Source organism: Bradyrhizobium sp. (assembly GCF_030697065.1).
In the GTDB taxonomy this organism is placed as follows: Bacteria; Pseudomonadota; Alphaproteobacteria; order Rhizobiales; family Xanthobacteraceae; genus Bradyrhizobium.
The window spans coordinates 1-18,086 of the sequence record NZ_JAUYQU010000198.1 but is presented as its reverse complement, the minus strand read 5'-3'; the positions used below and the strand labels follow the sequence as shown (position 1 = coordinate 18,086).

Below are 18,086 nucleotides of genomic sequence, written 5' to 3'. Positions count from 1 at the left end.
GGCCTTGCGGAACGGTGACGTGCCCGCGGTCGCCGCCGTGGTCACCGATGGCATCCCGCGCTTTGTCGGCCGCAGCCGCAACACCCCGGCCGCGATCCGCGACGTACGCGTCGCCGAAAACCGCCTGCCCCGCGATTTCTCAGGTTCGGCGCATTAGATCAATCGTTTCGGCGCCGATCGAGGCGTCGCCCGCCGCAGTGTCGGTCGAGCCGCGAGATGCTTACGATGCTGGCGACATTGGCCGGGCCCATCGTGGTGTCGACCATACTGTTTATCGTATTCCTTGAGGTAAGAGACGCCTGGCGGCCCGGCGATGCCGTCCCTAGCGAGCCGCAGGCGGAGCCGACCATCGGCATGGCGATCAACGGCGGTAACGACTCGCAAAAACCCGATAAAATCGGGCATTTATTGCAAGCCTGATGATGTCCGCGACCCTAGTCCGACGCCCAATTAGTTCATCGATCCATTGCGGTGCTGGGCGAGAACTGGGGGCCGACGTGGACGCCGACTAAGCGTCAGACCCCGCCGAATAACAGGGGGCCGGCCAAACCTCTCTTAGCGGCCGGCCGAGAACTGGATGACGAAACTATAATATTCATAGATCGACGGCAGGCTGGTGCACAGAGGTCTTTTCTAATCAACCTGCCGCACGATCAGGGTGAAACATTCCTCGGCTTGCACCGATACGTTGAGAGATGAAATCCGAGACGGCGCGCACGGACCCAAGACTGCGTGTATCAAGATGAGTGATCACCCAGTAACTCCGCTCAAACACCATGCCCGGAAGAACCATCTCCAGCTGCTTGTCTCCATAGGCGACATAGTCGTGCACAATTCCGATACCCGCTCCGCTTCGGACCGCCGCAAATTGAGCAATGGCCGAAGCGCATTCAAGGCGGCGATAGTCGGGACCATAGAGATCTGATACAAAGTTAAGCTGGTCGGCAAACAGCAGATCGTAAACGTACGTTACATGCTGATGACGGGTTAATTCAGCTTGTGTCTTCGGTCTGCCGTATTTGTCCAGATACGGTTTCGCCGCGTAGAAGTGAAGCGAATAATCGATCAGCTTGCGTACCGATAAAGCGCCTTCGGTTGGGCATTTAATCGTAATCGCAATGTCGGCCTCGCGCTTCGACAAGGATAACGTTCTCGATATAGGCACAAGCTGAACTGTCAGTGACGGATGCAACGCTTTCAGTTCGCCCAAGCAAGTACATAAGAACACGGTTGCAAAAACATCAGGAGCCGCGATGCGCACGGTACCAGTGAGCAAGGCATCTGTTCGCGTGATGTCGCCTTGCGCGTGTAGAAGCTTGAGTTCGATTTCTTCAGCGGTTGCGAAGAGCCGCTCGCCGGCCGGCGTTAAAACGCATCCTGTGGTCAGCCGGTCGAAGAGTTTCACCCCCAACCCCTTTTCGAGCATTGCGATGCGGCGACTGACGGTGCCGTGATCGACCCGGAGGTGGCGCGCTGCCAGAGAAATCCGTCCAACGCGGGCTACGACCACAAAGAAGCGGATATTGTCCCAATCCATTTGATCAAATTTCGGCAAAGTTAGCCGATGAGCCAGAGATGTAGCCCGCACGCGATCGCACGCGATCAAGATAGGGAACCGCGTTGTCGCAAATGCCGACGCCGTAATCCAACGCCCAGGTCAGACAAGTCGTCAGCAAGATATCTGCCGTCGTAAAGGTATTGCCCATCAGGTAGTCACGCCCGTCGGAAAGTGCGACTTCTACATGCTTGAGCTGCGCCCTGAAATATTCACCCGCCTGAGCCACGACTTCCGGCGCGTCGGTATAAAGATGGCCTAGATTCGTTCCGTGCCGTCTAATGACATACAATGTTGTCGAATCTAGTTCAGTCGCGATAAAGAAGCACCACTCGAGCCAACGCGCGTGCTCGTTCGTCTTTTCCGGAACAAGCTTGCACCCTGCGCGCGAATATTTCAGCGCGAGATAGGCGACGATGGCGGCACTCTCGCCGATAACGAAATCCGCGTCCTGCAGCAGCGGAATCTTCTGCCGCGGGTTGAGCGCGGTATATTCCGGCGTCTTGGGTTCGCCGGAACGCGGAAGAATCGGCCGAGCGGCATAGGCGAGACCTAATTCGTGAAGAACCCAATGAGTGCGGAGCGTGCGCGGCGTCCCGACGCCCCAGAGAACCAGTTGCTCGGCCATCACCACGTCTCCATCGACGGCCGCAGATCGAGTTCGTGACTCCAGCCGTCCTTGCTCTGATGATGCAGGAACCAGTACACATCCGCGATCGACGACGTTTTTGTCAGGCTGTCGGGCGGGATGTCGGCCGCATCGATTCCGGTCGCTGCCTTCATGCGCTGGTGGATGGCTTCGCTGTCAACGGCGGCATCCAGCAGAAGATGCGCGACGTGAATGTTCCTTGGTCCGAGTTCACGGGCCATGGCCTGCGCAACCGCCCGCAGCCCGAACTTCGCCGAAGAAAAGGCCGCAAAATTCTTGCCGCCACGAACGCTGGCCGTCGCCCCCGTGAACAGAATTGTTCCACGTCCATGGCTTATCATGAGACGTGCGGCCTCACGGCCAACAAGAAAGCCAGCATAACAGGCTAGTTCCCACGCCTTAAAAAAGAGCTTGTCGGTCGTCTCGACGAGTGGCTTTGCGACATTCGCACCGGCATTGAACAGACAGACCTCAATGGGACCGACGTCTTTTTCCACGCCCGCGAAAAGTTTCTGCACCTCTTCTTCCTTGCGAGCATCGACGCTGAAGGGGCGAAGAAAAAATCCCTCCGCCGCCAACTCGTCCGCCAGCGCCCTTGATTTCTCGCCCTCACGGCGCGCGATGCAGACCTTGTAACCGCCTTCCGCGAACCGTCGTGCGACAGCCCCGCCGATCGCATCGCCCGCGCCGACCAGCAGCACAGCCCCTTTTTGTTGCGACATGTAGAACTCCCTGAATTCCGGTCCGCTCAATCGCGCGGCGTTGCTTTGACGGCGTTGTCTGCAATCATCTTCTCAATCTCCCCATCTGAATACCCAAGGTCTTGCAGCACGCGGCGGGAGTGCTCACCGACGCGCGGCGCCGGGCCGCCAATCGAGGCTTCGTTGACTTCAAAGCGCGCCGCTGGCTTCGGTTGGCGCACGCGGCCGACGGACGGTTGATCAAATTCATAGATGATACCGCGCGCCACGACCTGTTCGTTATGGATGATCTCGCCACGGCGCAGAATTGGCGCGCACGGCACGTCGGCCGAATCGAGCCGCTCCAGCCATTCGGCGGTGGTGTATTTTGCGATATACTCCTGCATCCTGTTGATGCGCGCGGTGGCATTTTGCGCTCGCCCGCCAGGCGTTGCAAAACGTTCGTCTTTTACAAGCTCCGGATCGTCCGATGCACTGCAGAAACCCTGCCACTCGGAATCCGAAATCGTACCGCAGGTGAGATAGCCGTCGCTGGTCTTGAACACGAGATCGGGCCGGTCGTTCGGGTCTTGCGCAGTCGCCTCGCCTCCAACGACTGTGTACTGCATCATGCCTTCAGGCCACAGATACGAGATCATCGCATCCAGCATCGCGACCTGGATATGGTCGCCCATGCCGGTCTTCTCCCTTGCGTACAAGGCCGAAGAAACCGCCTGTGCGGTGAACACCGCCGTCGTCTTGTCGGCAACGATGGTGCGGATCATCTGCGGCCGGTTCGTCCCCGGCTGCGACTGGATGTCGGCAAATCCCGACAGCCCCTGGATGATGGGATCGTAGACGCGTTTCCTCACATACGGTCCGGTCTCGCCGACACCACTGATTGAGACATAAATCAGGCGCGGATGGCGCGCACGCAGCGCTTCTGCACCTAGGCCTAGCCGCTTCATGGTGCCGGGGCGGAAGTTTTGAACCAGGACATCGCTTTGTGCTACAAGCTTGGCCAGGACCTCTCGGCCTGCATCGCTCTTCATGTCTATGGACAATGACCGTTTGCCGCGGTTCGACGAGATGAACAACGCCGAGAACTCACCGGCATTGTCGATGGTGGCGCGGCTGCGCCGCGTGATGTCGCCGCCGATCGGCTCAATCTTGAGCACATCCGCGCCCTGATCAGCCAAGAACATGGTCGCAAACGGACCCGATACAACGCCCGTCAGATCAAGCACACGAACGCCACTCAGGGGGCCGGGCATGGGGTTTCCTTGTTGTTGTTGATAGGTGCACAGGCCGGCTGTTGCCGCCGCTCGTTCTCAATCTGCGTTGAATTTCTTGACGACCTTGGTACGGACGGGCTTCGTTACTTCGATCTGCGCTGCCCATTCGCCTGCCATCTCAAGTGTGAACTTCGTCTTGTATCGTCCGGGCTGGCCCGCTGGTGTCGCTGTGGCCTTCGGAACTGCGTGCATCATCGGCATGCTCGGCATATCGACCTTGACCTCGATACTGGCGTCCGAGACCGGCTGGCCTTGTGCATTCGTGACGATAATCAGAGCCTCGCGCTCAAGCCGCTTGCCGGTTTTCGCAAGCGTCCACTCGACCGACAGCGGTTCGGATTGCGCAAACGCCGGTGCGAGCAACCACCCCGCCGAAACGAACAGCAAAACTGCAGCAGTGGTGATACGATTGAAGTGTCGTGCAGTCATTGTAATTTGCTCCTTTATTGGTCAGTCATCGTGCCGACGCGCTTGCGAGCAAACATGCCATTCATCAAATCGGCAACCTGCGTGGACTTCTTGCAGTCGGCGCGCCTTTGAATGCGACCGTCCGCGATCAGCGCGAGTTCCGTAGCGAACGCCGCAAGCAGTTCGAGCTTGTGCTCCACGAGAACGGCCGCGCGCACGCGGCGCTGCTCGATAAGTTCAGCAATCAACCCGTACAGCGCGCGGGTCTCCTCGACATCGAGGCCGGCACCGATCTCGTCTACCAGCAGGAGATCGGACGCATTCTGTGCCGCCATTGCCAGTTCGACGCGTCGGCGATCGAGCAGCCGCAGCTGCGACGGCATCCGGTCCAGCATCGTCTTCGACAATTCGACCGCCGCGCACATTTCGCCGATATCGCGCGCCCCGGATGCATCACATTGTCTCTTGCGCGCGGCATTGCGGGCAACGCGAAAATGATCTTCGACAGTTAGATCGGACCAGAGACGGCTTTCCTGAAATGTGCGGCCGACGCCGGCCGCAGCGCGCTGCCATGCTGCCAGATTGCCGATGTCGAGCCCCGCAATGCGGACACTGCCGCTGTCAGCCATAGCCTGTCCGCCGATGACATCTAACGCCGTCGTCTTTCCCGCACCATTCGCGCCAACCAATCCGAACAGCGCGCCATCATGGATCTGCATTTCCAGATTGTGGAGCACTACGACTCCGGAGAATGACTTGCAAACTGCAACTGCCTCCAACACCGCAGTCATGGCGGACCCCCGCTGCGTGTGCCGATCAGTCCCCTCGGCCATAGGATCAGCATCAGCACGATCAGGCTCCCGAATGCGACCATGCGATATGCGCCGACCACGCGAAGGCCCTCGAGAAACACGATGTCGAGTGTCGTTCCGGCGACAGGACCGAGCACGCTCGCAAGCCCTCCGAGCAGCGTATAGGCCACGGCATGAACGCCGACCATCAGGCTGAAATTCGACGCTTCGATATATGTGGCTTGGTGGGCGAACAGCCCACCGCCGAGTCCGGCCACAGCGCCTGCACTGGTGAAGGCCAGCAACCGCGTCCGAATCGGATTGATTGCGACACTTGCGGCCAGCACCGGATCGCCCGCCACGGCTATAAGCCGCCGGCCCGGATCGGTCCGGCCGTATAGCCACACCCCGACAACACACAAAATTGCGAGACCGGAAGCAATCGCAGCCTGCATGCCGTGCTGAATTCCGTGATTGTAGAAATAGTCGATGCCGGAGAATCCGAGCGGGCCTTCAGGCCCGACAGCGCGGCCATCGGCGACGCTCCTCCACTCGATCTTTACGAAAACTTCCTTGGCAAACTCACCAAGTACCAGCGTCATCAACGTGAAGCGAAACCCCGACACGCGGCACAGGCTCACGCCGATTATTGCGGCGGAGACAGCACCCGCCGCCGCAGACAGGATGAGTGCGGGCACGAGTTGCCAACCGAACATCGTCGTGAGAATTCCACCGGCATAGGCACCTGCCCCGAAGAACGCCTGCTGGCCGAATGATATCTCGCCGGATTTCAATACGAGATAGCAACTCAGGGCGAGAATCAGCGAAATGCTGAACAGCGGCGTAATGGCGACGATATCGATCATCGCCCGTCTCCTGGCTGGGACTCGTCCCGACGAAGAAACGGCTCGCATGCCAGCAGCAAGAGGATCAGTCCGTAACCCACCAGATCGCGGTAGCCTGTTCCGATCACTTCGCTGCCGACGCGCTCTGCAACACCAAGACCGAGCGCCGCCGTCACGATGAAGACGATGCTCTGCGTCCCGCCGAGAACAAGGATGACGAGACCTTTGACCGTCGCCCACATCCCAAAATGCAGGTCGATTGCGGATTGTGCCATCGCGAACGACCATCCGGCGATGCAGCCCACAAGCGATGCGATGATCGTGGCGATTACGAGCATCCGCCGGTGCGAAATGCCGAGCAGCGCCGCAATGGTGGGATCGTAGGCCGACACGCGAATGGCTCGGCCCACGCGCGACATCGCTAGAAATCTCGCGATTAGAACCGCGGTCACGAGGCTCAGCGCCAATATCAGAACATGATCGATTCTGATCTGCAGGCCCCAGGCCCATAGCGACTGGTCCTGCAACGGGTTGGTGACCGACTGGCCGCGCCCGCGCCCCGGACTTTGCAGAATCAATTCCTCCAGTGCCATCCAGATGCCGAGCGTCGCGGCCATCGAAAAGCGTGCGTCGTGGCGAACCAGAACGAAGGCGATGTAGGCGACCAGCAAGGACAGCGGGATGCCGACGGTAAGTGTCAGCGCGAAAACGGCGGGCCATGATAGACCCAATCCACTTGCGATCATCGCACCGAGATAGACCGATGTCATGATGACGGTGCCGTACGCCAGATCGATCCGGCGCAACACGCCGTAGGTCAGGAAGAAGCCGAGACCGAGCAGTGCATATAGCCCGCCATATGCCAGCCCTTCGATTGCGGTCTGCAACATCCTTGACGTCCATGCAATCAGGCTCAGAACGCTTGCGTCGGCCGCTTCGCCCTGGCCTTTGCGGCTAGCGCAGATCCCCAGCGGCGCACTGTTATCGCCGAGATCATACCGGTCGGCCGGAACAGCATCACGAGGATAATCAACAGGCCGAAAAGCTCGATTCGAAACTCGCGGATCGGTCGCAGGATTTCAGGAATGACAGTCAAAAGTACCGCGCCGAGCAACGGACCCCACATCGTTTGTCCGCCGCCGATCACCACAAAGGCCAGCGCGATCGTGGACAGATGGATGACGAAGTCGTTGCCGCTGATGAAAGTCAGAATATGGGCATAAAGTGCGCCCGACATGCCTGCGATAAACCCACCGCAGACGAAGGCGATTACCTTGTAGCGCGCGACAGGCACGCCAATGGATCGAGCCACCACTTCGTCCTCTTCGATGGTGCGCAGAATGCGTGCGATGCGCGAACGCTCGACGAGAAAGAACGCGACAACCACTACAAGAACGATACTCCACACGATGACAGCATACTGCCCGGTCGAAATGCCATTGTCGTTGAGATATCCGATATGGCGGAAGCCGGTCGCGCCATCGGGACCGAGCCACTGGTCGCCAACATTGCCCGACGCCCGCGGTCTGCCATACTTGGTATTGTGAAGAATGACGCGCACGGCCTCGGCAAACGCGACCGTCGCAATTGTGAAATGATAGCCTTTCAGCCGCAGCGTCGGAACGCCGACGAACACGCTCGCTGCTGCGGCGGCAATTCCCGCAACGAGAACGGCTGACATCAGATCAAATCCGGCCAGAACAGTCAGGCTTGCGCCCACATAGGCACCAACACCAAAGAACGCAGCTTGCCCGATCGACACCTGCCCGCTCATGAAGCTTGCATAGACGCTGTAAGCCAGCAGTACGTTGACACCGGTGAGCGCCGCGATGGTGAACCAGTATGACACGACGAGTGCTCCTCTAAATCCGGTCAGCTGTCCGCTTACCGACCAGGCCCTGCGGCCGTACGATCAGTACGAGGAAGAGTGCAAGCATTGCTATGGCATCACGGTACGCGAACGAGAACAGGAATGAACTCTGCAACTCAAGGACGCCAAGTGAAAGTCCACCCACGATCGCGCCCGGAATACTTCCAGCGCCGCCGAGGATCATCGAGAAGAGACCTTTGACCACGGCTTGCGACCCAGCATAAGGTCCAGCGAGGTTGGCCGTCATGCCGAGCAGATAACCTGCAGCGCCGCCATAAGCCGCTGAAAGGAGAAACGCCGTCGTCAGCACGCGCCCTACAGGTACGCCCATTAGGCTGCCGATGTCGTGGTCTTCCGCTATCATGCGCATCGCAAGACCGAGACGCGTGCGATAGATCAGAAAGTAGAGAATGATGACGAGAAGCGTCGCGACCGCAAGGGTCACCAGATAGTCGCCGCGCAATCTGATCTGACCGATTTCGAGGCCGGCACCGTCGAACGGATTCGCAAACGGGACGTAGTCGCGGAACCAGAACTTCGAATAGATCTTGATGAAGACCTCCTCGATCAGAATCCAGAAGCCGAGCGTTGCGATCATTGGCACCAGCTCATGCGCGGCACGAAGTGGGCGATAGCAGATGCGGTCGATGAGAAATCCAACGAGTGCACCGGCGCACATCGAGATCAGAATTCCCAAGTAAAAGGGCAAGCCGATGATGGTCGCCGAGAGCATTCCAGCGAACATACCCACCATAACGGTGACGCCGTGGGCGAGATTGAGAATTCGCAGAAGCCCCCAGATTAATGTGAAACCAATCGCGACAAGCGCGTATGTGGAGCCAAACAACAGCCCGTCGATCGTCGTCTGCGTCAGGTCGATTGCGAAGAAGTACATTCGTCAGCACCACGCGAATGGAGACACAGCAAAGGGAAATGCTCTGCGGCTTGGATATCCGTCTGCCCCACAGTGAAAGACTGCCGGGCAGACGTTACCAATCGCGATGCAGCCTAAAACAGGAAGCCTTTGTCAGGCGTCCAGTAGAGCTTGAAGTCGCCACCCGTGATCTTTACAAGATAAGTCGGGCGCACGATGTCGCGGTTCGCATTCATGTTGAGCGTCATGCCAGCAAAGCTCTTGTAATCGCGGATCGCGGCAAGCTGATCGCGGACCTTGCGACGATCCGCCGCCAGCGTCTCCGGGCGGTTCTTGATGCCAGCCTTTTCGATGGCTTGCTTCACGATCATGATGCCCTCGTAACCGAGACCTACGAACTGCGGCATATAGGCTTCCTTAGTCCGCTTCTTATACTCGTCCGCAAGCCATTTTACCTTGGGCGGGGGAAAAGCCATGTGAATGGCTGTCGGGAACACGATGCCTTCAGTTGACTGCTTCCCGAGCTCGACCATCTCCATCGCATCTGAGCCGATATGACTCAGAATGATCTTCGGCTTGAAACCCTGCCGCTGCGCTTCCAGCATCGCGCCGACATTGGCTTGAACGTGAGAACTTAGAATAAAAAAATCAGTGTTCGCACGCTTCAACTTGCGAATCTGAACAGAGAAATCACGATCCGCCTCGTACCATTCGACATACTCCGATGGTTTGATATTCCGCCTTTCGAGAGATTTTAGATAGGCCACTTTCCACGCTGCTACAGAATGCCCTTCATTCGCTTCGACCGCGCCGGAGTAGTTCTTGAACGGGCCGTATCGTTCTTCCATCAGCTTGATTGCAAGTTCGTGTTGCGCCGGCTCATCGCCCGCATTCCGAAATCCCCATTCGGACACGCCAGTGACTCCCGCCTTCATCGACAGGAAGGACATCGATGGAACCTGCAGTCCATTGTCATTCGGGTCGTCGACCTTCTTCTGTAATAGTCCCCACATGCTTTCGGTCACACGGCTGTATTGTGTGCCCGTAATGACGAGCGCCTTGTCGCTTTCGGCGCATTTGCGGAATAGCGGAACGCCCTGTTCGGGCTTGGCCTGATCGTCTTCGGAGATCAACTTGATCTTCATCTTCTTGCCGTCGATCTCGATACCGCCCTCGGCATTGATCTCTTCGACTGCAATGACCTTGCCGAGGTAGTTCGGCTGGCCGAACGACGTGCCGATGCCGCTCAAAGGTTCGATTGAGCACAGAATGATGGTACCGTCGTCCTGGAACGCCTGCGCAGAGACCGTGCTTCCAGCGATGAGCGACACCGCGAGAGCGCCGGCCAATCCGCGCAACTTGATTGTCTGAAGTTCCGTTTTTTGTCTTTTCGACATTTCTGTTTCCTCCTGCCTTGTGGTGAAACTCAAAACCTGTGAAACCCCGTCAGTTCACGCCGAGATACGCACGGCGTAATTCCGGATCCTCCGCGAGTTGGCTGGAGAGGCCGCTCATCACGACCTCACCCACCCTCAAGACATACGCGCGATCGGAACTGTAGAGAGCTTCCAGCGCGTTCTGCTCGATCAGAAGGATTGTCTTTCCTTCGCGCTTAAGGCCCGCAATGATGTTAAACACCTCTTCGACCAGCAGCGGTGCCAGACCGAGCGAAGGCTCATCGAGAATAAGCAATTCAGGTCGCGCCATAAGCCCACGCCCGATCGCCAGCATCTGGCGCTCACCGCCGCTCATTGTTCCGGCAATCTGACGGCGCCGTTCCCGCAGGCGCGGAAAGCGCATCATCACCGCATCAAGATCGGCCGCAATCTCCTGCTTGTCGCTTCTGCAATACGCGCCGCACAAGAGATTCTCCTCCACCGTCATGCTCGGCACGAGCTTGCGGCCTTCCGGCACATGGATGAGTCCACGCCGCGTGATTTCATGCGCGGGCAACGTGCTGATATCGGCGTCGCGAAACTTCGTCGTTCCAGACGCTTTCGGAACGATGCCGGACAGAGCCTTTACGATGCTGGTCTTTCCGGCACCGTTCGCGCCGATCAGGGTTACGACCTCGCCCGCCCTGACCGTGATCGAGACATTGCGAACCGCGCTAATCGCGCCATAGCTGACCGTGAGGTTTTCCACATCAAGCATGGGCGTGCTTCTTCTTCGTTCCGAGATAAGCAGCGATGACGTCAGGGTTGCTTTTTACCTCGTCAGCCGTGCCTTCCGTGATCTTGCGGCCGAAATTCAGAACGGCGATGCGATCGCACAGGCCCATCACCATCTCGATGTCATGTTCGATGAGGACAATCGTGAGGCCGCCATCGCGCAGCCGCCTTATGTCTTCGGTAAGCTGATGGGTCTCTGACGGATTCATCCCGGATGCAGGTTCATCCATCAGAAGAATTTTCGGGCGTGTCGCCAGCGCGCGGGCGATTTCAAGCTGACGGACGAGACCGAAGGGAAGTTCACGCGCCAAACGATCAGCATGCGGCTTCAGCCAGGTTCTCTCAAGAATGCTATCGACCTCTTCCGCGAGATCGCGCTGCGATGGTGCGTCGATGGTGCGGAACAAATCGCGGAGACCGAGATGCATGGATTGCGCGGCCCATACCGTTTCGCGAACGGTCGAATCCTTGTGAAATCTAACGACCTGAAATGTGCGCGCAACGCCGAGGCGAACGATGTCTTCCGGCGAACGGCCGATCAATTCGTTACCCTCGAAGCGAACCCCACCCGCAGTGGGCTCCAGAAATCCGGTCAGCAAGTTGAACAGCGTCGTCTTGCCCGATCCGTTCGGCCCGAGAATCCCGAACAGCGCGCCCCTCTTGACGCTGAGATCGACACTGTCCACGGCCATGAGGCCGCCAAACGATTTCGAGATACGGGAGATCTCTAACATGACAATCTCACCTCTGAACTGCTGCCAAACAGGTTCCCTTCGCGAATTACGGTTGTCCGACCGATTGCATGAACTCACGATCCACAGGCGGCAATGCCGCTGTCCATACAGGCTCATCGCCGGCTTCAGGAAGAACGTGACCGAATTCGATCATCTGCCGAGCCGGCAGTTCGCCGACGTAAACCCACACACTCGTTTGATTCTTAACTTCAGCCGCGGCACCGACCGCTTTCGCCATGAGATTGATCATTCGCGTCTTGTCGACGGCTGCGCGCCCGCCGCGAATATGGCCATAGACGAAAACCTGATCATGCTTCAGCGTCGCACCGCCCATGAAGTAATTTCCCGGCTTCACCTCGTCGAAGATCACCTGCGCGTAATAGGTTGGCGCGCCGGTTACTTCGGCATGGATGCGGGTGATCTCCGCTGCGATCTCGCTTTTCTGTTTCGGGGAGAGTCGGCCCTCGATACTGGTGCAGTAGTAGGTCGGCATTTACGTTGTCACCTTTCTTGAACTGGCCGCCGCGCCGTCGTCGCGCAGGCGCCCAAAACGATCAGCCGCACTAAACGCCGATCTTTCCTCGACACCGTCCCTGCATCGGATTGTTGCGAAGCAGCATTCTTTGCGATGCATGCAAATCCTCACAGATCGTGCTATTGTTTGTGACTATAGATTTTGGTCCGCCGGTTTGACCAACCATATTTTCTCGCGCGATCGTTTAGTGAAACTATCCAGGGACAAGATGATCAAGCGACTGCCGCCACTGAATTTCGTGAAAGTTTTCGAGTGCTCCGCTCGGCATCTCAATTTGCATCGTGCTGCGGAAGAACTTGGCGTCACACCTGGCGCAGTAAGCCAGCAAATTCGCGCATTGGAGACCAATCTCGGCATCCCGCTTTTTGAGCGACTGCATAAGCGGCTCCGGTTGACACTCGCGGGGCAGCAACTCTTTGCGACCTCGGGTCAGGTTTTGCAGATGTTGCAGGAAACCGTTGATCGGCTTCCCTCCCCGCGGCAAATGGTTCGGATCACCGCAGCACCGACACTCTGCACGCGCTGGTTGGTGCCGAGACTGTCAACATTCTATGAGCGGTATCCCAATGTTGGCGTTCTAATCGATGCCTCGATCCAGTACGTCAACCTGGCTGACGAACCTTTCGATGTTGCTATCCGACACGCGCGGACCGGCGCCAATAGCGCCCAACACGAAGTGATGTTCCCAGATGAGGTCGTCGCCGTCTGTGCACCGTCCATCGCATCATCGGTCTCAAGCGACATCTCCACTGCCAAACTTCTTTGTTTCGCGGTGAACGATCATTGGCCATGCTGGCTCAGCGCGAAAGGGTTGACCGGATACAACAAACTGGACCGGGTTTCCTTCAGCCATCTGATGCTGGCACTGGATGCGGCCATCGCCGGACAAGGCATCGCGCTAAGTCCGCTGCAACTTGTCGAGCACGATCTCCGGCAAGGTCGCCTCGTCAGGCTGCATGGCGATCCGGTTCCGACAGGCTTCAGCTATTATGTCGTCGCGCGCCGGGAGGCGAGGCACGTCGCGGCGTTTACCGAGTGGATCATCGAGGAGGCGGCCAAGGATCCCGAACATGAAGATCAACTGTCGTGGGACTGAGTTTCCATCCTAACAAACATCTGGACGCGCACGCACTGACCTTTGTTAACGCGACTGAATGTCACTCATTTGCACGACTGTGAACAAGCGTCCAAGATTGACCCCTTCACCACTCAATAGATCAATCGCCGCTACGGCCTTGACCCCGTCCGCTCCCCGGTCTGTTGGCTTGGCATTGCGCTGGCGGCGTCAGAGATTTCTGATGGCTCCCATCCACCGAGACGGGCTTCTTGCTTGCCGAGCAAATAGGCTTGGTGATTTTGGACTATCCGCTGCATCTCGAGAGAGCCGGCGCGAGTCAATCGCTCGCGATCATCGGCTTGTACAGTCAGCCCCTTTGCATTTGAAATGCTCCTCAACGAGCGCATAACAGATCCGTTGCTGATCGAGCTTCTTCCTCTCTAGCGGAGGTAGAGACTGAGTGACATCTGTATAGTGAGGGCCGCCACGGCCAATCGGCATCCAGATGCTCGCACCAACTTCCACGTCCCATGCGAGCCCTTGATAGGGATCGGCGTCGACTTGCCGCCGGACGCAGCACCGATCGCAGCGGCTTCCCGCGCGATATCGTCACGGGCGCTGGCCGGCTCGCAAGTTGGCCCAGCGCTCCCCAGACTTCCGCCAGCTTCAACCCCTTGTGTACCAATCGGGCGGTGAAAAGCCTATGACAATCAATGACCTGTTGGTTCTGTTGGATTTCTGCGTGTGTTGGCGGAGAGGGAGGGATTCGAACCCCCGATAGGCTTGCACCTATGCCGCATTTCGAGTGCGGTGCATTCGACCACTCTGCCACCTCTCCAGGCGCCATGCGGGTGGCATGATCCGCCCGCGGTCGGGGCGAGTTCTAGGCGAGGATGGCGGGGCAGACAAGGCGCTGGCGAGGTGAATTTACCGGTCCGGGGGCCAAACCTGTTCGCGGCGGGAGTGGGGCCGCCAGACGCGACAAAAACCCTGGCGGCCCCGTGTCGCGTCATTGAAATTCTGGCCGGAAGTGCGGCTTCGCTGGCCAGCCTGAGCGACGATTTGACCCTAGCGGCCCGGCGGGAATCGGCAACGCGAACCCGTTTTTAACCTAACCAGTCAAGGTTACCCGCTGCGGCCCCCTCAATCCTTGCTCTTCTTTTCCTTCTTCTCGTCCTTGTCTTTTGTCTTCTTGCCGTTCTTTTCCTTGCTGCGGTTGGTGAAGCGCGCATTGCCGAGGCCGGTGCCGATGGTCAGGACGCCCCAGCAGTCGACATCCTGCATGAACGGAACTTCGGAAAGCCCCTGCGCCACGCCGTCATTATGCATCAGCACCGCGGTATCGTGATCGCCGATCTGCGGGATGCCTTCGACCAGGCTGGCCGGCAGGTTGAACTTGCTGCTTTCCCAGTTGCCCGGCAGGTTCTGGGCGCCCTTCTCGATCGAGCCGTCGCCGTTGATGACGCCGGGACAGGAGATCCCGATGAAGGGCGCCAGTTTCAAGCCTTCGGCCTCGGCCTCGGCGATAAGCCCCTTCAGCATCTTGACCAGCCGCTTCACCGTTCCCTCGCGGGTCGGCTCGTCGTCGGCATGACGCCAGAGTTCGGACTTGAACACCCCGGCCTTGGAGAGATCCTTTGCTTTCTTCCAGCGGGTTTCGACGATGCCGCAGCGGATGTTGGTCCCGCCGATGTCCACCGCAATGATGCTGTCATAGGCCTCGAAGATCCAGGACGGCGCCAGGTGCAGGCAGCCGATCAGGCCGGCTTCGTCCGGGTGATAACGGATCGGCACCAGGTCGATTTCGAACTCCGCGGCCTTGAGCAGGACATCGGTGCGAGCGATCGCGAGTTCGCCGACCCGGCTCAGACGAAAGCCGCCGCCGACGACGATGCGCTCGGTGCCGGCCCAGGCCTTGGACTTGAGAAACCGCCCCGTCACATAGGCCAGTTCCTGGGCGAATTCCTCGATCGCCCCATGCACCAGTGCGGCGGCGTGGATGTCGTCGCCCACCAGCGCCTCGTCGAGTTCGGTTTTGCCTATTTCATCCGTGTCCTTTTTGCCGAGCGGATCAGCATCGTGCTTCAGCTCGCGCAATTGGTCCAGAATCCGGCGGAATGCGCCCCTGCTGGCGCGGTCGCCTAGAAAGCCGTCGTCGTCCTTGATTTCGATGTTGAAACTGTCAACGTCCACCGACGGCAGCCGGGTAGCGCCGTGGCGGGCGATGCCCGTCGTCGTGATGGTATCTTCAGCCATTTTTTGCCCCTGCCGGTCGGAATTCGCATGACAACGGCGCGGGAACCCATTGGTTTCATGGTGGCGAAAGCGGGTGGCAAATAGAGCCTCGCAAGCGCCGTTGCCGCTCCCCGATCGTCCCTTCGAGCCCGAACTGGCCATATTTGGCCGGTTTTTGGGTTGGATTTCCTTGACTCAGGGCCGTCACCGGCTATAAGTCCGCCAATCCGGCGCGGGGTTTTCTCGCGCTGTTTGTTTTTGCGCGAATTCGAGGGATCGCTCCCGGGAAGCGTGCGGGAATTGAACCCATAACGACTGAAGAAAAAGCCGGCCCGGACCTGTCCGAGGCCGGGATCGAACACGAAGGAATAAAACGATGTTCGCAGTCATCAAAACCGGCGGCCGGCAATACCGCGTCGTTCCGGATGATGTGCTCGAGATTGGCAAGATCGCCGGCGATGTCGGAACGATCGTGCAGCTTGGTGAAGTCCTGCTGGTCGGCGGAGAATCGCCGGTGCTCGGAGCGCCGATGGTCGCCGGCGCTTCCGTGGCGGCCGAGGTGCTGCAGCACAAGCGCGGTCCCAAGGTCATCTCGTTCAAGAAGCGCCGCCGCAAGAATTCGCGCCGCAAGCGTGGCTATCGCGACGAGATCACCGTGCTGCGCATCACCGAGATCCTGTCGGACGGCAACAAGCCGACCATCGGACCCCGGCCGAAGCGCGAAAAGCCGGTCGTCAAGGCGCCCGCCGAGGTCGAAGACGCCGCCTGAACGAGATCGTATGTGGCGCCGCGCGCGCCGCAAGGATTTGATCTAAACAGAGATCGTTCCCGCAGGGATGTGATTCTGGAATTTATCGAGATTGGAGACGGGCCATGGCTCACAAAAAAGCAGGCGGTTCATCGCGAAACGGACGGGATTCCGCCGGCAAGCGCCTCGGAATCAAAACGTATGGCGGCGAACATGTGATTCCCGGCAACATCATTGCGCGTCAGCGCGGCACCACCTGGCACCCCGGCCTTAATGTCGGCATGGGCACCGACCATACTCTGTTTGCCAAGATCGAAGGCCATGTCGAGTTTCGCGCCAAAGCCAACGGTCGCACTTTCGTATCGGTTGTTCCGATGGTGGAAGCTGCGGCCGAGTAAACGGTGGACATCATGAGTCCGCCGGTCCTGTTGAACCGGTGGGGCTCCTGAAAGGCTCCGAAGGGGAGGCGGGAAACCGGCCTCCTCTTTTTTTTCGCCTACAGGAGCACGACATGCTGCAGGATATCCCGACTCCGACACTGCGCGAGGGCAGTCCCTGCGTCCTCGAGACCGAACGGCTGATGTTGCGCAAGCCGACGCTCGCGGACGTAAAAGCGATCGCGCGGCTCGCCAATGACCGCCGCATCGCCGAGATGACCCGCCGCCTGCCGCATCCCTATCTGCAGGATCACGCGGTCGAATTCGTGCGCGCGATGGAGACCGATACCCGCCAGACGGTGTTCCTGATCGAAGACAATTTCGTGCCGGTCGGCATGGTCGGTATCGACTGGCGCGAGCCGGACGCACCGGAACTCGGCTACTGGCTCGGCGTCGAGCACTGGGGCCGCGGCTTTGGCACCGAGGCCGCGCGCGCCGTGATCGATTTCACCTTCGAGGAATTCGAGATCGAGCACCTGATCGCCGGTGCCCGGGTCGCCAATCCGCCCTCGCGCAACATTCTGGAGAAATGCGGCTTCCAGTGGAGCGGCGTCGAACTGCACCGCTTCGAGGCGCTGGGATCGTCGACCCCGGTCGATTGCTTCAAGCTCACGCGCAGCGTCTGGTCGTCGCTGAAGAACTGGAACAGTTCGACAAGGCATCAGGCGTAAGCGAACTCTTCACTCTCCTCTCCTGGAGAGTGAAAGAGATCGCGCGGTTCGAATTTCAGACAGCGAGCAGATACACGTCCGCGTTCCCGCGGCGCGATGCAGCCCGGGGTTTGCGTCACTTCACGCCCTTCTCGAGAAGAGAGGGCGCGGGGAAAGCCGGGCGCCGATCGCACCCGCGGTCGCGCACAAAAAGTGCACGAGTAGACCACAGGGCAACCGGATCATCCGGCTTTCCCCGCGCAACGGTTTACGGCTTATACGTGCTCACCCTGGTGAACCGGGCTTTCTTGCCACCATCGCCTTGCGGATTGACGATACATCCAAACCCGGTTGGGCCGGATGAATCTCCGCAAGACTTGACGCCAGCGTCGGGGCGCCAGGCCTGCACGATTTCGCTCGTCCGCGCCCGTCCCGCCAAAGCTCCCGCCGGACCTCGTAGCCAATCCGGCGAGTTTCGTCGAAGACAGTTTGCAGCGCCGTTCGTCCGCGTGCCGGCCAATCGCTCACGGAGTTGATCCCGCCCTGCGATCC

At 59.0% G+C, this 18,086-nt stretch carries 20 protein-coding genes and 1 tRNA gene; 5 read left to right on the top strand and 16 right to left on the bottom strand.

The window, feature by feature from the left end; genetic code table 11:
• The first annotated feature begins 225 nt into the window (after window positions 1-225).
• Window positions 226-420: a hypothetical protein gene (locus Q8R73_RS15615; RefSeq protein ID WP_305720450.1), complete on the top strand. Its 195-nt coding sequence runs from the start codon at window positions 226-228 to the stop codon at window positions 418-420.
• 217 nt (window positions 421-637) lie between these two features.
• Here Q8R73_RS15615 and Q8R73_RS15610 read toward each other — a convergent pair whose 3' ends face one another.
• From Q8R73_RS15610 to Q8R73_RS15545, 14 genes are all read right to left on the bottom strand, one after another.
• Window positions 638-1,537: a LysR family transcriptional regulator gene (locus Q8R73_RS15610; RefSeq protein ID WP_305720449.1), complete on the bottom strand. Its 900-nt coding sequence runs from the start codon at window positions 1,535-1,537 to the stop codon at window positions 638-640.
• 4 nt (window positions 1,538-1,541) lie between these two features.
• On the bottom strand, window positions 1,542-2,183 hold the full coding sequence (locus tag Q8R73_RS15605; protein ID WP_305720448.1) for a glutathione S-transferase family protein: 642 nt from the start codon (window positions 2,181-2,183) through the stop codon (window positions 1,542-1,544).
• Window positions 2,183-2,926: an SDR family NAD(P)-dependent oxidoreductase gene (locus Q8R73_RS15600; RefSeq protein WP_305720447.1), complete on the bottom strand. Its 744-nt coding sequence runs from the start codon at window positions 2,924-2,926 to the stop codon at window positions 2,183-2,185. The genes Q8R73_RS15605 and Q8R73_RS15600 overlap by 1 nt, the downstream gene beginning before the upstream one ends.
• A gap of 26 nt (window positions 2,927-2,952) precedes the next feature.
• On the bottom strand, window positions 2,953-4,158 hold the full coding sequence (locus Q8R73_RS15595; protein ID WP_305720446.1) for a CaiB/BaiF CoA-transferase family protein: 1,206 nt from the start codon (window positions 4,156-4,158) through the stop codon (window positions 2,953-2,955).
• 57 nt (window positions 4,159-4,215) lie between these two features.
• Complete coding sequence (locus tag Q8R73_RS15590) at window positions 4,216-4,608, bottom strand: FixH family protein (RefSeq protein WP_305720445.1); 393 nt, start codon at window positions 4,606-4,608, stop codon at window positions 4,216-4,218.
• A 14-nt stretch (window positions 4,609-4,622) separates the two neighbouring features.
• On the bottom strand, window positions 4,623-5,324 hold the full coding sequence (locus Q8R73_RS15585; protein ID WP_305720444.1) for an ATP-binding cassette domain-containing protein: 702 nt from the start codon (window positions 5,322-5,324) through the stop codon (window positions 4,623-4,625).
• 50 nt (window positions 5,325-5,374) lie between these two features.
• Window positions 5,375-6,244 (bottom strand): branched-chain amino acid ABC transporter permease, encoded by an 870-nt coding sequence (locus tag Q8R73_RS15580; RefSeq protein WP_305720443.1) that lies wholly within the window; start codon window positions 6,242-6,244, stop codon window positions 5,375-5,377.
• The gene (locus Q8R73_RS15575) at window positions 6,241-7,113 is read right to left on the bottom strand and encodes a branched-chain amino acid ABC transporter permease (protein WP_305720442.1); all 873 of its coding nucleotides are present in this window, start codon (window positions 7,111-7,113) and stop codon (window positions 6,241-6,243) included. Before Q8R73_RS15575 ends, Q8R73_RS15580 begins: the two co-directional genes overlap by 4 nt.
• A gap of 23 nt (window positions 7,114-7,136) precedes the next feature.
• Window positions 7,137-8,072 carry a branched-chain amino acid ABC transporter permease gene (locus Q8R73_RS15570; protein WP_305720441.1) on the bottom strand — a complete coding sequence of 312 codons (936 nt, stop codon included), beginning with the start codon at window positions 8,070-8,072 and terminating at the stop codon, window positions 7,137-7,139.
• Between the two features lie 13 nt (window positions 8,073-8,085).
• Window positions 8,086-8,988, bottom strand: coding sequence for a branched-chain amino acid ABC transporter permease (locus Q8R73_RS15565; RefSeq protein ID WP_305720440.1), 903 nt, complete (start codon window positions 8,986-8,988; stop codon window positions 8,086-8,088).
• A gap of 113 nt (window positions 8,989-9,101) precedes the next feature.
• On the bottom strand, window positions 9,102-10,364 hold the full coding sequence (locus Q8R73_RS15560) for an ABC transporter substrate-binding protein (protein ID WP_305720439.1): 1,263 nt from the start codon (window positions 10,362-10,364) through the stop codon (window positions 9,102-9,104).
• Between the two features lie 49 nt (window positions 10,365-10,413).
• On the bottom strand, window positions 10,414-11,121 hold the full coding sequence (locus tag Q8R73_RS15555; RefSeq protein WP_305720438.1) for an ABC transporter ATP-binding protein: 708 nt from the start codon (window positions 11,119-11,121) through the stop codon (window positions 10,414-10,416).
• Complete coding sequence (locus Q8R73_RS15550; RefSeq protein ID WP_305720437.1) at window positions 11,114-11,872, bottom strand: ABC transporter ATP-binding protein; 759 nt, start codon at window positions 11,870-11,872, stop codon at window positions 11,114-11,116. The genes Q8R73_RS15555 and Q8R73_RS15550 overlap by 8 nt, the downstream gene beginning before the upstream one ends.
• Window positions 11,873-11,918: 46 nt before the next feature.
• A complete protein-coding gene (locus Q8R73_RS15545) occupies window positions 11,919-12,365 on the bottom strand; it encodes a 4-oxalocrotonate tautomerase family protein (RefSeq protein ID WP_305720436.1) in 447 nt (148 codons plus the stop codon).
• A 196-nt stretch (window positions 12,366-12,561) separates the two neighbouring features.
• Here Q8R73_RS15545 and Q8R73_RS15540 point away from each other — a divergent pair, with 196 nt between their 5' ends.
• On the top strand, window positions 12,562-13,503 hold the full coding sequence (locus Q8R73_RS15540; protein WP_305720435.1) for a LysR substrate-binding domain-containing protein: 942 nt from the start codon (window positions 12,562-12,564) through the stop codon (window positions 13,501-13,503).
• 709 nt (window positions 13,504-14,212) lie between these two features.
• Here the strand turns inward: Q8R73_RS15540 and Q8R73_RS15535 are convergent.
• Window positions 14,213-14,302: transfer RNA gene (locus tag Q8R73_RS15535), tRNA-Ser, on the bottom strand.
• A 305-nt stretch (window positions 14,303-14,607) separates the two neighbouring features.
• Window positions 14,608-15,720 carry an ROK family protein gene (locus tag Q8R73_RS15530; RefSeq protein WP_305720434.1) on the bottom strand — a complete coding sequence of 371 codons (1,113 nt, stop codon included), beginning with the start codon at window positions 15,718-15,720 and terminating at the stop codon, window positions 14,608-14,610.
• Window positions 15,721-16,075: 355 nt separating this feature from the next.
• On the opposite strand from Q8R73_RS15530, the gene rplU reads away from it, so the two are divergent.
• From rplU to Q8R73_RS15515, 3 genes are all read left to right on the top strand, one after another.
• On the top strand, window positions 16,076-16,468 hold the full coding sequence (gene rplU / locus Q8R73_RS15525; protein WP_305720433.1) for a 50S ribosomal protein L21: 393 nt from the start codon (window positions 16,076-16,078) through the stop codon (window positions 16,466-16,468).
• Window positions 16,469-16,572: 104 nt separating this feature from the next.
• Window positions 16,573-16,845, top strand: a complete 273-nt coding sequence (gene rpmA / locus Q8R73_RS15520; RefSeq protein WP_305720432.1) for a 50S ribosomal protein L27 — start codon at window positions 16,573-16,575, stop codon at window positions 16,843-16,845.
• Between the two features lie 113 nt (window positions 16,846-16,958).
• A complete protein-coding gene (locus Q8R73_RS15515) occupies window positions 16,959-17,555 on the top strand; it encodes a GNAT family N-acetyltransferase (protein WP_305720431.1) in 597 nt (198 codons plus the stop codon).
• The last annotated feature ends 531 nt before the right edge of the window (window positions 17,556-18,086 follow it).

Excerpts from the sequence above, each read along its gene's own strand:
- Q8R73_RS15615 (WP_305720450.1), top strand. The coding sequence starts at position 226 with ATGCTGGCGACATTGGCCGGGCCCATCGTGGTGTCGACCATACTGTTT.
- Q8R73_RS15610 (WP_305720449.1), bottom strand. The coding sequence starts at position 1,537 with ATGGATTGGGACAATATCCGCTTCTTTGTGGTCGTAGCCCGCGTTGGA.
- Q8R73_RS15605 (WP_305720448.1), bottom strand. The coding sequence starts at position 2,183 with ATGGCCGAGCAACTGGTTCTCTGGGGCGTCGGGACGCCGCGCACGCTC.
- Q8R73_RS15600 (WP_305720447.1), bottom strand. The coding sequence starts at position 2,926 with ATGTCGCAACAAAAAGGGGCTGTGCTGCTGGTCGGCGCGGGCGATGCG.
- Q8R73_RS15595 (WP_305720446.1), bottom strand. The coding sequence starts at position 4,158 with ATGCCCGGCCCCCTGAGTGGCGTTCGTGTGCTTGATCTGACGGGCGTT.
- Q8R73_RS15590 (WP_305720445.1), bottom strand. The coding sequence starts at position 4,608 with ATGACTGCACGACACTTCAATCGTATCACCACTGCTGCAGTTTTGCTG.
- Q8R73_RS15580 (WP_305720443.1), bottom strand. The coding sequence starts at position 6,244 with ATGATCGATATCGTCGCCATTACGCCGCTGTTCAGCATTTCGCTGATT.
- Q8R73_RS15575 (WP_305720442.1), bottom strand. The coding sequence starts at position 7,113 with ATGTTGCAGACCGCAATCGAAGGGCTGGCATATGGCGGGCTATATGCA.
- Q8R73_RS15565 (WP_305720440.1), bottom strand. The coding sequence starts at position 8,988 with ATGTACTTCTTCGCAATCGACCTGACGCAGACGACGATCGACGGGCTG.
- Q8R73_RS15560 (WP_305720439.1), bottom strand. The coding sequence starts at position 10,364 with ATGTCGAAAAGACAAAAAACGGAACTTCAGACAATCAAGTTGCGCGGA.
- Q8R73_RS15555 (WP_305720438.1), bottom strand. The coding sequence starts at position 11,121 with ATGCTTGATGTGGAAAACCTCACGGTCAGCTATGGCGCGATTAGCGCG.
- Q8R73_RS15550 (WP_305720437.1), bottom strand. The coding sequence starts at position 11,872 with ATGTTAGAGATCTCCCGTATCTCGAAATCGTTTGGCGGCCTCATGGCC.
- Q8R73_RS15545 (WP_305720436.1), bottom strand. The coding sequence starts at position 12,365 with ATGCCGACCTACTACTGCACCAGTATCGAGGGCCGACTCTCCCCGAAA.
- Q8R73_RS15530 (WP_305720434.1), bottom strand. The coding sequence starts at position 15,720 with ATGGCTGAAGATACCATCACGACGACGGGCATCGCCCGCCACGGCGCT.
- rplU (WP_305720433.1), top strand. The coding sequence starts at position 16,076 with ATGTTCGCAGTCATCAAAACCGGCGGCCGGCAATACCGCGTCGTTCCG.
- rpmA (WP_305720432.1), top strand. The coding sequence starts at position 16,573 with ATGGCTCACAAAAAAGCAGGCGGTTCATCGCGAAACGGACGGGATTCC.
- Q8R73_RS15515 (WP_305720431.1), top strand. The coding sequence starts at position 16,959 with ATGCTGCAGGATATCCCGACTCCGACACTGCGCGAGGGCAGTCCCTGC.